The organism is Microbacterium sp. (assembly GCF_029263575.1).
GTDB lineage: Bacteria > Actinomycetota > Actinomycetes > Actinomycetales > Microbacteriaceae > Microbacterium.
In genome coordinates this window covers 1-13515 of sequence record NZ_JAJUFV010000080.1, presented here as the reverse complement: position 1 = coordinate 13515, position 13515 = coordinate 1, and the positions used below count along the sequence as shown (strand labels likewise).

11 protein-coding genes are annotated in these 13515 nt (G+C 67.3%); 10 read left to right on the top strand and 1 reads right to left on the bottom strand.

The features are described 5' to 3' along the window. Positions 1 to 28: 28 nt before the first annotated feature. Positions 29 to 1522 carry a glycoside hydrolase family 3 N-terminal domain-containing protein gene (locus tag Q1J95_RS09515; RefSeq protein ID WP_300267277.1) on the bottom strand — a complete coding sequence of 498 codons (1494 nt, stop codon included), beginning with the start codon at positions 1520 to 1522 and terminating at the stop codon, positions 29 to 31. Between the two features lie 85 nt (positions 1523 to 1607). On the opposite strand from Q1J95_RS09515, the gene Q1J95_RS09510 reads away from it, so the two are divergent. The 10 genes from Q1J95_RS09510 to Q1J95_RS09465 all read left to right on the top strand — a co-directional run bounded on the left by Q1J95_RS09510 (position 1608) and on the right by Q1J95_RS09465 (position 13186). After that, the gene (locus Q1J95_RS09510; protein ID WP_300267276.1) at positions 1608 to 2900 is read left to right on the top strand and encodes an extracellular solute-binding protein; all 1293 of its coding nucleotides are present in this window, start codon (positions 1608 to 1610) and stop codon (positions 2898 to 2900) included. A gap of 86 nt (positions 2901 to 2986) precedes the next feature. Continuing rightward, positions 2987 to 3838 (top strand): carbohydrate ABC transporter permease, encoded by an 852-nt coding sequence (locus Q1J95_RS09505; RefSeq protein ID WP_300267275.1) that lies wholly within the window; start codon positions 2987 to 2989, stop codon positions 3836 to 3838. After that, positions 3835 to 4776 (top strand): carbohydrate ABC transporter permease, encoded by a 942-nt coding sequence (locus Q1J95_RS09500; RefSeq protein ID WP_300267274.1) that lies wholly within the window; start codon positions 3835 to 3837, stop codon positions 4774 to 4776. The genes Q1J95_RS09505 and Q1J95_RS09500 overlap by 4 nt, the downstream gene beginning before the upstream one ends. Continuing rightward, positions 4773 to 5993 (top strand): Gfo/Idh/MocA family oxidoreductase, encoded by a 1221-nt coding sequence (locus Q1J95_RS09495; RefSeq protein ID WP_300267273.1) that lies wholly within the window; start codon positions 4773 to 4775, stop codon positions 5991 to 5993. The genes Q1J95_RS09500 and Q1J95_RS09495 overlap by 4 nt, the downstream gene beginning before the upstream one ends. Next, positions 5990 to 7048 carry a LacI family DNA-binding transcriptional regulator gene (locus tag Q1J95_RS09490; protein ID WP_300267272.1) on the top strand — a complete coding sequence of 353 codons (1059 nt, stop codon included), beginning with the start codon at positions 5990 to 5992 and terminating at the stop codon, positions 7046 to 7048. The genes Q1J95_RS09495 and Q1J95_RS09490 overlap by 4 nt, the downstream gene beginning before the upstream one ends. Next, positions 7045 to 8079: an NAD(P)-dependent oxidoreductase gene (locus Q1J95_RS09485; protein WP_300267271.1), complete on the top strand. Its 1035-nt coding sequence runs from the start codon at positions 7045 to 7047 to the stop codon at positions 8077 to 8079. The genes Q1J95_RS09490 and Q1J95_RS09485 overlap by 4 nt, the downstream gene beginning before the upstream one ends. Further along, a complete protein-coding gene (locus tag Q1J95_RS09480) occupies positions 8079 to 9113 on the top strand; it encodes a dihydrodipicolinate synthase family protein (RefSeq protein ID WP_300267270.1) in 1035 nt (344 codons plus the stop codon). Before Q1J95_RS09485 ends, Q1J95_RS09480 begins: the two co-directional genes overlap by 1 nt. Further along, on the top strand, positions 9110 to 10366 hold the full coding sequence (locus tag Q1J95_RS09475; protein WP_300267269.1) for a mannitol dehydrogenase family protein: 1257 nt from the start codon (positions 9110 to 9112) through the stop codon (positions 10364 to 10366). Before Q1J95_RS09480 ends, Q1J95_RS09475 begins: the two co-directional genes overlap by 4 nt. Positions 10367 to 10448: 82 nt before the next feature. Then, entirely contained in the window at positions 10449 to 11678 is a 1230-nt protein-coding gene (locus tag Q1J95_RS09470; RefSeq protein ID WP_300267268.1) for a LamG-like jellyroll fold domain-containing protein, read from the top strand. A 122-nt stretch (positions 11679 to 11800) separates the two neighbouring features. Next, positions 11801 to 13186 carry an L-serine ammonia-lyase gene (locus Q1J95_RS09465; RefSeq protein ID WP_300267267.1) on the top strand — a complete coding sequence of 462 codons (1386 nt, stop codon included), beginning with the start codon at positions 11801 to 11803 and terminating at the stop codon, positions 13184 to 13186. The last annotated feature ends 329 nt before the right edge of the window (positions 13187 to 13515 follow it).

The window sequence follows — 13515 nt, the reverse complement described above, 5'->3', positions numbered from 1 at the left end:
CCCCCCCCACTCCGCGCACCCCGATGACCTAGGAGTCGATCTGGTCGATGATGGCGTCGACGGCGGCTTCGCTCACGATGCCGAAGGTGTCGACCGCGGGCGCGACGATGACGGCTCCCGCGCCGCGGCGCACGGTGTCTGCCCGAACGACACCGTTCAGCACGAGAAGCTCTGAGCTCTCCGCCAGCAGCTCGATGCGTCGCGCGTCGTCGTCGCTGACGGCGGTGTGCGGCACAACGACGTCGACCAGGAGTTCGTCGGAGTTCGGGCGCTCGCCCTCCGCCAAGCGTCGGACGAAGATGCCACGATCGGAGGCGTTGCGTGTGAGGCGGTGCGCGAGATCGGAATCGCCGGACACTGCGAGCGAACGTCCCTGCCGGCGGATCGACCCCGAGAGGTCCACTGTGTTCGAGCGCGCGGGATCGTTCCAGGTGCGCGGGGAGTCCAACGTCGAGGGGTCGCCCGAGGATGCGGGTGATTCGAGTTCACGACGCATCCGCACCAGGCGACCAGCTGAGCGGCGCAGCTCGTTCGGGTTCAGTACGGCAGTGTCGAGGGCGTTACGCACCGCCTCGATGAGCACGGGGAGGGCATCGGCCTCGCACTTCGCGTTCGCGACATCCGCACCCGCCGCCAGTGCGAGCACCGCCGACTCGGGCGCCGACCAGCGGGCCGCCACGGCGGCCATGCGCAGTGAATCCGAGATGATGACGCCGTCGTAGCCGAGATCACGTCGGATCCATCCTGCGTTCACCTCGTGCGAGAGGCTGGCCGGCACATCGAACCCATGCCGTGTCAGCACGACGTGACCGACCATGATGCTCGAGACGCCCGCGTCGATGGCCGCGATGAACGGCGGCACGTGCACGTCGCGATGCTCGGCGTCGCTGCGGTCGATGACCGGGAGGCCGAGGTGGCTGTCGACGGCGCTGTCACCATGACCGGGGAAGTGCTTCGCAGTCGACGCGACACCGCCGTCGCGGAAACCGCGGATCTGCGCGGCACCGAGAACACCGGTGCGCGCGGGCCCGTGCCCGAAGGCGCGCACCCCGAGGATCGGATCGCGGTCCGTCATGACGACGTCGATGCACGGGCTGAAGGTCCAGTCGTAGCCGATGGCACGTGCTTCCTCTGCAGCCAAGAGCGCGGCGCGATAGGCCACGTCCTCGTCGTCCGCGAGGCCGATCCCATGCGGATAGGGCAGGTCCGTTCCGGTTCGTCCCAGGCTGTATCCGACGCCGGATTCGAGGTTGCCGCTAATGAGTGGCGGGATCACGCCCGCGTCGAGTGCAGTCTCCCGGATCTCGCGATGGTAGGCCGCGGCACTGCTCGCCGACATGTCGACCACGCTGTGCAAGGTGCCAACTCCCGCACGAACGGCGCTGAGCGTGGCCGCGTCCGGGCGACCCGACGATGTCACCCCCGGCATGACGAGCAGGCACTGCGCGATGAGCTGGCTCAGCGGAAGCTCGAGCAAATCGGTGTCGTCGGAAAGTCGGCCTTGACGTTGCGTGGATGTCATGGATACGTTCTATCAAACGTTTGCACGACCCGACAAGCACCACCCGAGCCGCAAGCAATATCAACGACCGATATGGAGTGACCACATGCGACGCAGCAGCACACTCGCCTTCATCGGAATCGCCGCGACAGCGGCGCTCGCCCTCAGCGGATGCGGCCTGGGCGCGAGCCCGGAAGCCGACACCGACGCCTCCGGCGACATCGAAGGCACCATCCGATTCCAGACGATGCAGCTCTCCCCGACGTTCGACGACTACATCAACGGTGTCATCGCGGACTTCGAGAAGGAGTACCCCGGCACGACGGTCGAATGGGTCGACATCCCCAGTGACCAGGCCGCACGCAAGGTCAGCGCCGACTCCGCAGCCGGCGAGCTCGCGGACGTGCTCGACCTGGATGCCGCCACCCTCGCGCCGCTGGGCCGCGACGGACGCGTCCTCGACATGGCGGAGCATGCAGCCGACCTCGAAGACAGCTACGTGGAGTCCGCGTGGCAGAGCTTCGACTACGGCAAGACCAAGGTCACCGCGCTTCCCTGGTACCTCAACTCGCCCGTGCTCCTGTCGAATCAGGCGCTCCTCGACACCGCCGGCGACCCGGTGACTCCGACGAGCTACCTCGAGCTCCTCGACGTCTCCCAGGAGATCGCCGAGAGCACTGGCAAGGCGGGCTTCCAGCCGACGTCCATCGGGTTCCCGAACTACCTTCTCAGCATCGGCGTCCCGCTGGTGAACGAAGATTCGACCGAAGCCGTCGTCAACACCCCTGAGGCCGTGGAGTTCGTGGAGAAGCTCGCGGAGCTCTACAAGTCCGGCGGCATCCCGAAGGACTCCATCACCGCCGCGCAGCGCAGCGAGATCGACACGTTCGGTCAGGGGGACACGGCATACCTCGAGACGGGCCCGTCGCGTCTGAAGATCATCTCCGAGAACGCCCCTCAGGTGTTCGAGCAGATCTCCATCGACAAGCCGCTCGGAGCCGCCGACAGCACGACGTGGATCGTCGCGCACGGCCTCGCCGTCCCCAAGGCGAGCAAGAACCCGGCAACGGCGCTGGCCTTCGCCAAGTACCTGACGTCCGCCGAGGCACAGCTCGCCCTCGCCGAGCAGTCTTCCGTGTTCCCCAGCGCTGTCGACGCGCTCGAAGACGACTTCTTCAGCGCGGAACCCACGGACCTCGCAACCGAGGCCCGCGGCATCGTGGCATCCAGCCTGTTCGACGGTGGCACCATGCCGAAGCCCCCGGCAGTGGATGCCGAGTTCGCGACGCTGCTGTGGTCGTCCGTGCAGACCGCCATCACCGGTGAGACCCCCGCAGCGGAAGCCCTCGAGGTGGCCGAAGCTCAGCTCACCGATCTGCTGAAGAGCCGCGTCCAGTGACGGCGGTCGTCGGGGCGAGCAGTCGCCCGGTGCGGGAGCGTCGGCGCCGCTCCACGGTGGCGCCGGTCCGGCGGCCTCGATGGTGGGTGCCGGTCCTGTTCATCGGACCGGTGCTCATCATCCAGATCACCTTCCTCTTCACGCCGCTCGCCAACACGTTCGTCTTGGCGTTCACGAACGCCAGCACCATCGGCGGCGGCGTGTTCACCGGACTCGAGAACTTCGCGACGATCTTCTCCTCGCCGCTGTTCTGGGAGGCCACCGGACGCACTGGGCTGTACATGCTCATCGCGACCCCGCTCCTCGTCGGGGTATCCCTGTTCCTCGCGATCCTGCTGAACACGCAGATGCGAGGCTCCGGGATCGTCCGACCGATCCTCTTCTCCCCGCTGGTCATGCCGATGGCCGTGGTCGCCCTGATGTTCCAGTTCGTTCTCAGCTCGGACGGCCTCATCAACCAGGTACTGGAGGGCCTCCACGTCATCGCGGCGCCGATTCCGTTCCTCACCAGCAGTCGACTCGCTCTCATCAGCGCCGTGCTGGTCACGGTCTGGAAGGGATGCGGTCTCTACACACTCATCCTTCTGGCAGCGCTGCAGAACGTCTCGCGCGAGCTCGACGAAGCAGCAGAACTCGACGGCGCCTCGTGGCTGCGTCGCACCTGGAGCGTGACGATCCCGCAGATCCGCGGCACCATCGGGCTCATCGCCATCCTCGCCGCCATCGCGGCACTGAGGGTCTTCACCGAGCCGTACGTCCTCACGGGCGGAGGTCCCGGCACGTCGTCGACGACGATTGTGCTCTACCTGTTCGGGAAGGGCATCTCGCCCGGAACGGCAGCGGGCTTCGCCTCCGCCGTGAGCCTCATCCTGTTCGCCTTCGTGCTGCTCGTCTCGGCCGTCGGCTGGGCCATCTCGAGAAGGGGGCGCGTGCGATGAGCATCGACACCACGCATACCGACACGACGCGCACGACCACCTCCGTGCGCAACCGCACCGACACCTACGCGGTCGTCGTGCCGCCCAAGCGCCGACGCCGTCAGCGGCGCGGAGCCATCAGCCCGATGGAGCGCACCATCCGCTGGATCCTCATGAGCATCGCCATGCTGCTCGTGCTCGGTCCGCTCGTGTGGCAACTGACCACGGCGCTGAAAGGCCCGGGGGAATCGACCACCGAGTTCCCCGGCAGCGTCATCCCCTCGCAGCCGACGATAGACAACTTCGTCACCGCGTTCACGGCCATCCCGCTCGGGCAGTACCTGCTCAACTCGGCGTACATCTCCGCGATGGGTGTGACGACGAACCTCATCCTCGCCACGCTCACCGGATACGCGCTCGCGCGCATCGACTTCCGTGGACGTGGGCTGTACATCACGATCCTGCTGGCGACGGCTGCACTGCCGTTCGAGGTCATCATGGTCTCGACCCTGATTGTCACCCGCGGGCTGGGACTGCAGGACACTCTCATCGGAGTGGTGCTACCTCAAGCGGTGTCCATCGTCTCGATCTTCGTCATGCGGCAAGCGTTCTCGAACGTGCCGGACGAACTCGAAGAGGCGGCCGTCGTCGACGGCGCCGGCCCGATTCGCACCTTCTGGTCCATCATGCTGCCCTCCGTTCGCGGCTCGATTGCCGTGGTGGCAGTCCTCGGATTCCTCGACAGCTGGGACCAGTTCCTCTGGCCGTTGGTGATTCTGAGCGACCCGTCGAACTACCCCGTCAACGTGGGAGTGCAGTTCCTCGCAGGCGCGTTCTCCGCGGATCAGCGTGTCATCAGTGCGGCTGCCGTCATCGTGATGATCCCGCCCCTGTTGGTCTACTTCCTGATGCAGAAGCAGGTCTTCACCGGTCTCGCCGAGGGAGCGCTGAAGGGATGAGTCGACCGTCCGTCGCGCTGGTCGGCGTCTCCGGATACGGCAGACGCCACCTCCTCGACCTTCTCCGACTTCACTCGGAAGGGAGGGTTGAGCTGGTCGGTATCGCTGACCCGAGCATCCCGTCCGATGTCGAAGCGGAGTTGGAGCGGTTCGGCGCCCGGCCTCAGAGGGCCTCATCGCTGGGTGATCTGCACGGACTGTGCTCGCCGCAGACGGTGGTGATCGCGACACCGCCGCACACGCACTTCCCCCTTGCCGTGCTCGCGTTGAACGGCGGCGCATCCGTGTACGTGGAGAAGCCGCCCGTGCCGTTGCCCGAACAGTTGGACGAGCTGGAACGCCTGGCGGTCGGCCGCCGCGTCGAGTTCGGTTTCCAGCAGACGCGGTCGGTTATCATGGCCGTGGATGCTGCGCGACGGGAACGACCCATCGGACAGTTGCGGCGGGTCGTCGCCTACGGGTCTCTCCAGCGACCGGACTCGTACTACGACCGTGCCCCGTGGGCGGGCCGCCGCACACTCGGCGACACCCCCGTCTTCGACGGCTCGCTGTTCAACCCGCTCGCGCACACGGTGCATGCGGCACTGGCTCTGGCGCAACGTGAAGAGCCTGCCTGGACGATCAGCGAACTCGAAGTCGAGTTGGGTGCTGCGCGTGAGATCGAGGCGGATGACACCGCCGCACTGCGCGTGCGCTCCGCATCCGGCCCGATCGTCGTCGCCGTCGGGACCACCGCCGGCGACGACGTCATCGAAGGATCGCTGCTCCTCGTGGGAACGGCCGGAGTGATGCGCGTGCGCCTTCGCGATCTTCGCATCGAGGTGGAGGCCGACGGGACCAGCTCGGTGCTTGCGGGCGCGTTCGCTCCCGCAGCTCTCGACTCCGCGGTGTGTGCTCCACAGGCGCCCGCCGACCAGTTCACTGACATCTCCGCTGTTCGGGCATTCGTCCGTCTGGTGGCCGCCGCCGTCGAGGCCGCACCCTCAACTGAACGACTCGCTGCTACACGGCGCGTTGATGGCGAGTCAGGGCCCCGCACCGAACTTCCGGGTCTCACCTCCGCCGTCGCCAGGGCGGCCGCGGACGGACTCCTCCTCAGCGAGGCAGGCGTGCGCATCGGTCGCACGCACCGACGCCACTCGCTAGAGAATTGGGATGGCCGGCTGACCAGCCGGCACCCAGGGCAGGGACGCCCGAAAGCGGAGGTATCCAGATGAGTGGTCGTGTCGGACCGGCGAAGCTGAGAGACGTTGCGGAAGCCGCAGGCGTCAGCATCTCGACAGTGTCCAGAGTGTTCTCCAGTCCGGAACTGCTGTCCGACGCCACCGTGACGCATGTGCGGTCGGTCGCACGCCGCCTGCGTTTCACTCCGAACGTCGTCGCTCGCGCGCTCATCACTGGTGTCGCCGCCAACATCGGGCTGATTGTGCCCGACATCACCAACCCGTACATGACCCGCCTCCTCAAAGCCGCACAGGGTCGCTCCCGGTCCTCGAGCGTCGGAGTCCTCGTCGCTGACACCGACGACGACGCGGCCATCGAACGTCAGGTCGCGGAAGAACTTGCCCGCCAGTCCCGTGGGCTGATCCTCTGCGCCCCGCGCATGAGTGCCGAGAATCTGAAGAGCATCGCCGATATGGTCCCGTTGGTGCTCGTGAACCGGGTCGTCGACGGTATCGCCTCCATCCACACAGACTCCGGTCACGCTCTTCACGAGATCGTCGACGAACTCGTGCGATTGGGACACCGGCGGCTCGCCTACCTCCCCGGGCCCAGCGGGTCATGGGCGAACGGTGAGCGCGAACGCGCCATCGTCGAGCGTGCGACGTCGCACGGTGCCGAAGTCGTCGTGCTCGATGCAACGTCCGCCACCCACGAAGACGGCATCCGCGCTGCGGAGGCTGTGGTCGCCGGTGGTGCGTCCGGGGTCCTCGCCTTCGACGACGTCCTCGCTTCCGGTCTCATCGAAGGCCTCCGCCGTGAAGGGCTCTCCGTGCCGGGGGATATCAGCGTCGTCGGCCACGACGATGTCCTCGCCGAACTCGTGCAGCCGGCGCTGACGACCGTGCGTGCGCAGAGCGCGCGCGTCGGACGCTTGGCCGTCGACCTCCTCCTCGATGACGCGGACGACGCCGGTGCGCACAGCGTCGCCGTGCAGGCCGAAGCCGTCTACCGCAGTTCCGTCGGCGAGGCACCTCAGTCCTCGAACGGCTCCATCGGCCTTTCGCACGCATCTTCACTCTTGACCCCCGATACAGAAAGTTCGACATGACCTCGCTGAACTATCCCGTCGATGAGACCGCCCTCGACGACCTCCTCTCCGAGCCCGGCGAAGGAGTCGGCGAAGCACTCGCCGCACTCGGCGGTGACATCCTCCTGCTGGGCGCCGGAGGCAAGATCGGCCCGACGATGGCACGCATGGCCCGTCGCGCGCTCGACCAGGTCGGATCCGACGCGCAGGTGCTCGCAGTCTCTCGCTGGAGCGAGCAGGCCGCGAGGGACGAACTCGAATCCCACGGCGTGCGCACCATCGCCGCCGACCTGTCCGACACGAAGGCCTACGCGGATCTTCCGGATGCGGCCGGGCTGTTCTTCCTCGCCGCGATGAAGTTCGGCACGACCGGCAACGAACACCGCACCTGGTGGACGAACGCCGCCGTGCCGGCCTTCGTCGCAGATCGGTGGCGCGGCATTCCCTCCATGGTCTACTCCACCGGCAACGTGTACGGCCTCTCTCCGCTGAGTGGCGGCGGGAGCGTGGAAAGCGACATCGTCCGCCCCGACGGCGAGTACGCCCAGTCCTGCCTCGGCCGCGAGCGTGTCTTCACCGCCGCCGCCGAGCAGTGGGGCACCCCCACCACTATCTTCCGCCTCAACTACGCCTGCGAGCTGCGCTACGGCGTCATCGCCGACATCGCCGCGAAGATCGCGGCCGGCGATGAGGTCGATGTCACGATGCCTGCGGTCAACGTCTGCTGGCAGGGGGACATCAGCTCGTGGGCGCTGCGCAGCATCGAGCTCGCCTCCACCCCTCCGACGATCCTCAACGCGACCGGACCCGAGACCACTCCCGTGCGCTCCATCGCGGAACGGCTCGCCGCACGCATGGACAAGCCGTTGCACCTCGTCGGCGCCGAGGAGGACACCGCCCTGCTGAGCAACGCCGGTGCCTGCTTCGAGCGCTACGGCTACCCGACGCTGCCGCTGGGTACCCTCATCGACTGGGTCGGAGACTGGGTCGGCCAGGGAGGCCGTCAGCTCGGCAAGGCCACGAAGTTCCAGCAGCGGGCGGGAGCGTACTGATGGTCGCCGATCTCGGAGCACGCCTGCGCGCCGGCGCCGCCATCCCCGCGCACCCACTGGCTCTCGACAAGAACGGCGTCTACGACCCGACCGCTCAGCGCGCCCTCACCCGGTACTACGCAGAGTCCGGCGTCGACGGCATGGCCGTCGGCGTGCATACGACGCAGTTCGCGCTGCACGAGAACGCCGGTCTGTTCCGTGAGGTTCTCCAGAGCGCCGTCGACGCGGCACCGGAGTGGGACGCGATCCGTGTCGCCGGAATCGTCGGCGACACCTCGGACGCCGTCCGCGAAGCGGAGATCGCGGCCGCGCTCGGCTACGACGCGGTGCTGCTGTGCCCGTGGGGCATGTCGGAGCGGACAGAGCGGACGCTTCTCGACCGCGCGGCGGCCGTCGGCGACGTTCTCCCCACTGTCGGCTTCTACCTTCAGGAGAGCGTCGGCGGCATGCGCCTCAGCCGCGCGTACTGGCAGGAGCTGCTGGATCAGCCGTCGACGGTCGCGGTGAAGACCGCACCGTTCGACCGGTATCGCACGGTCGATGTCTCGCGCACGCTCCTCGAGCACGACCGCTGGGATGATGTCGTCCTCCTCACCGGCAATGACGATGCGATCCTGCATGACCTGGTCACCCCCATCACCGGGACGGTCGCCGGGGAGCAGCGTTCGGTGCGTGCTCGTGGTGGTCTGCTCGGGCAGTGGGCCGTCGGCGCTCGCGCAGCCGCGGAGCTGCTGGCTCGAACCTCGAGTGAGGTCGCGACCGGGGGCGTGTCCGTCGAGACGCTGTCCCTCGCGTCGGACCTGGTCGAGGTGAACGCGGCGGTGTTCGACGTACTCGGGAACTTCGCCGGATGCGTCGCCGGCGTCAACGAGGTGCTGCGCCAGCAGGGTCTCGTCGAGAGCGCGATCTGCCTGGACGAGCACGAGCGACTGTCGCCGGGGCAGTCGGAACTCATCGCCCAGGTGCGCGAGCGATTCCCCGATCTGCTCGACGAGACCTTCGTCGCCGAGAACCGCGACCGCTGGCTCTCATGACTGCCCCGCGTCTTCATCGCTCGGGTGCGCCGCCCCGGACCAGGCTCGTACATTTCGGTCTCGGCGCTTTTCACCGCGCGCATCAGGCCGTGTACACGCAGCTCTCGGCTCCTGCGGACGATTGGGGGATCGCGGCGTTCACGGGACGCTCCGTAGCGCCCGCGGCACTCGTCGAGCAGGACGGCGTGTACACGGTCGTCACCCCGGATGAAGAGGCGCTGGTCGTGGACCGGATCGCCAGCGTGGGATCGGGGTCGGACCGTTCAGCGTTCCGGTCCGCGCTCGCGGCACCGGAGGTGTCAGCGGTGACGCTGACCATCACCGAGGCCGCCTACGCGGGCCCGGATGCCGCCCCGGACGTGCGCGCAGACATCGCGCGACTCAGGAACGGGAACGCGCCGCTGACGGCGCCAGGTCGGCTCGTCGACGCGTTGCGCGCACGGCACGCTGCGCAGGCGGACCCTGTGACGGTGCTGGCCTGCGACAACGTTCCGCGGAACGGAGCCCGCATCCGCAGTGTACTGCTGGACATCGCCGCAGACGTCGACGAGAGCCTCGCGACCTGGATCGCCGACGAACTGGCGTTCCCGTCCAGCGTCGTGGACCGCATCACCCCGCGACCCGGTGACGATGCTGCACGCATCTCTCGCTCAGCGACGGGGTTCGAGGACCACGCCGCGGTTCTCGCCGAGCCGTATCGGGAGTGGGTCATCGAGAACAACGCGGTGAGTGAACTTCCCGACTGGGCGTCCGCGGGGGCTCGTTTCGTCGACGACCTGGATGCGGCGGAATCGCGAAAACTGCGCCTGCTGAACGCCGGGCACCTCCTGCTCGCGTTGGAAGGCCCTGCCCGCGGCATGCGCACCGTTGCAGAGGCGTGGGCGGACGCCGAGCTCCGGACGTCGGTTCAGCGGCTCTGGGAGGAGGCTCGTCGCAGCATCCCTGAGGACGGCGCCGATGTCGACCAGTGGCTGACGCGGGTCGCCACTCGATTCGCGGACTCTCGCATCGAGCATCAGCTCGCGCAGATCGCCGAGGGCGCACTCGAGAAGCTGCGCGTGCGCATCGTGCCCACGGTCGATGCAGAGGTCACGGCTGGTCGAAGTGCTGACGCGGCGCTCGGCGTCGTCGCTGCGTGGCTCCGACTGCAGGACTCGTCACTGGATGAGTCGCTTCGGCGCCTTGGGAGTTGGACGGAGAACGGGCCGGTCAAGGCGCGCCTGGAAGCTCTGCATCGACACGAGCTGGCCTGAGGGCCCGCTCTCTCAGATCGACCGGCGACGAGGCCGGTTGCGGTGCGAACCATGCGTTCGCGCCTGAGATGAAGGGAACGAAATGGCACGCAGTAGGCAGTTGGTTCTCGGTTCGGCCGCAGTGCTGACCGCGATGTTGCTCGTCGCAACACCGGTCCACGCTTCGACCACGACCACGACCACGACGTCGTCCCCATCGACGACGCTCCAGCTCTCCCCGTACGACAACGCAGTCCTCGACGACGACCCCTCGGTCTACTGGACCCTGGGCGCGGCCGCATCCGGAGGTGAGGCAGATCTCGGCACCGCAGGGATCACCGGCACCTACAGCGGATCCCCGTCCACGACATCACTGCCCAACGGCGACAGCGCCACACAGTTCGACGGCGCCACGCAGTACTTCGAAGCGGCCGACGCCGACGCGCTGAGCCCCACTACGACCGGGGAGATCACCATCGAGGCGTGGATCCGCCCTGACGCCCTGCAGTTCCCGAACTCCGAGAGCTCGGGGTACGTGAACTGGATGGGCAAGGGCGAGACCGGGCAGTACGAGTACCTCGGCCGGATGTACTCGCTCACGAACACGGAGAACCGTCCGAACCGGATCTCCGGATACTCGTTCAACACCAGCGGCGGCCTCGGCGCGGGCTCCTACTTCCAGGATCCGGTCTCGACGGGAGAGTGGATCCACTACGCCCTGGTCATCAACACCAACAACAAGGGTGGCGCGTTCCCGAACGGCTACACGAAGGTCTACAAGAACGGTGTGCTGCGCGACCAGGATGACCTGAGCATCCGCGGGGTGACCATCGTGCCGGAGCGCGGAGACGCCCCGTTCCGTGCGGGCACCCGCGACTTCGCATCATGGTTCGAAGGGGCCATCGGGAAGATCGCTGTCTACGACACCGAGCTCACGCCGCAGCAGCTGTCAGCGCACACGGCCGCGATGTCGGTCCCTGCGAGCGCGTCCATCGCCCTGTCGTCCCAGGTGACCTGGATCGACCGCAACGGCAACGCCAAGGCAGACGGGTCCGACCGCTCCGAGGCTGTCTACACCGTCAGCAACATCGGAAGCCTGGCGGTCTCCGACATCGCCGTGCAGTCATCCCAGAACGCCGTGACCTGCACCGTCACGACGCTCGCTCCAGGGCAGACGGTCACCTGTGCCCCGGTCGTGCGCAAGCTCACCGGCGGCGAGGTCTCGAGCGGAAAGGTCACCCACCACGGGATCGTTTCCGCGGTGAGTCGCGGAGGGGCGCTCAACGACGACGTGACGACGGTCATCGACGTCCCGCGTCATCGCCACCGATGACATCAGCGCCCGGCACGAGTGTCCGCCGTCACGGTGATGGACGCTCGCGCCGGGCGCACCGCCCACCAGCCCCGGGTGGTGGCAACCTCACATCCAAGGCCACACCGACGAAAGGACACCGCGTGAGCTCATCAGCGACCGCCACCGTCGTCGAGGACGGCGTGTACACCTCCGTGCTCGACCTGTTCTCCATCGGCATCGGCCCCTCCAGTTCCCACACCGTCGGGCCCATGCGCGCGGGACAGGACTTCCGCTCACGCCTCGAGGAGTTGGGGGTGTGGGAACGGGTGGGGAGGATTCAGTGCACGCTTCACGGGTCTCTCGCTGCCACCGGAATCGGTCATGGAACGCCGGATGCGGTCATCGCCGGGCTTCGCGGGCTGCGCCCGGAGACCGTGGACCCCGCAGACGTGCATGGAGCGTGGGAAAGGGTGCAGGCGGGTGAGCCGGTCGACATCGTAGGCGTTCCGTTCTCGCGAGAGGACATGGAGTTCGCTCCGCGGGAGCGCCCATCGGGGCACCCCAATTCGCTCCGGCTGACAGCCGCCATCTCGCCCGACGGCGAGGCCATCAGCGAGACGTACCTCTCGGTGGGTGGCGGTTTCATCCAGCGTGAAGGCGAGGATCCTCGTGCCAGCGAATCGAGCGCGGCCGAGCGCGCCGCGATTCCGCGTTACAGTTCGATGCGCGAGCTCCTTGAACTGGTGCAGGACCGCACCATCGCCGACGTCGCCTGGCACGCCGAGACGGCTCTGCACGGTGCGGACGCGGCACGGGCAGGAATCGACGCGATCTGGGATGCGATGCGCGACTGCGTCGAGACCGGTCTCGCCGCCGACGGCGTCCTCCCGGGCGGACTGAGAGTGCCTCGCCGAGCCGCACTGGCCTGGCACCATCTCGCGGCGCGCGGTGATTCGGAGGCGGCTGCAGAGGCCGTGTCCGTGTACGCGCTCGCGATAAACGAGGAGAACGCCGCCGGCGGACGGGTCGTCACGGCACCGACGAACGGCGCTGCGGGGGTGCTGCCCGCTGTCCTCTATCACGCGGCGGTCACCGAGAACTTCGACAGAGAGCTCATCCGGACGTTCCTGCTCACGGCCACGGCCATCGGCTCCATCATCAAAGCGAACGCGTCGATTTCCGGCGCGGAAGCAGGTTGCCAGGCGGAGGTCGGCAGCGCGTGCGCGATGGCGGCAGCCGGTCTGACGGCGATTCGGGGAGGCTCGCCGGAGCAGATCGAGAACGCCGCGGAGATCGCCATCGAGCATCATCTCGGGCTGACCTGCGATCCGGTCTCGGGGCTGGTGCAGATCCCGTGCATCGAGAGGAATGCGGTGGCGGCCTCGACTGCCATCACGGCCAGCAGGCTGGCGTTGCTCGGCGACGGCACCCACATCGTCCACCTCGACACGGTCATCGAGACGATGCGTCAGACCGGTGCTGACATGTCTTCGAGGTACAAGGAGACGAGCGAGGGCGGGCTCGCCGTCAACGTCGTCGAGTGCTGAGCTGGTAATACCTTAGGATCCGACCGCCCGTTCCGGATGGGAACTAGGGTTACTCGACGTGGTTGCGAAGTGGCTACTATTTGCTTGCAATGACCAATAATCGAACATAGTTACGACTTCTGCCAAGTGTGGCAAGGTGCTGCCAAGGTGACCTTGGCTGGAGGGAGCCCTACTCTCGACTGGGATCGGAGGGGCCTGCCAAGGCTGCCAAGTAGTAGGTAGTTCATGTAAGAGAGCTCAAGATAGATAGATGAATAAAGGGGCACAAGGGCCTGCTGAAGGTTCGGTTGACTCCTGGACCGCTTGCGAGCGGGAAGGATGGCAACCAT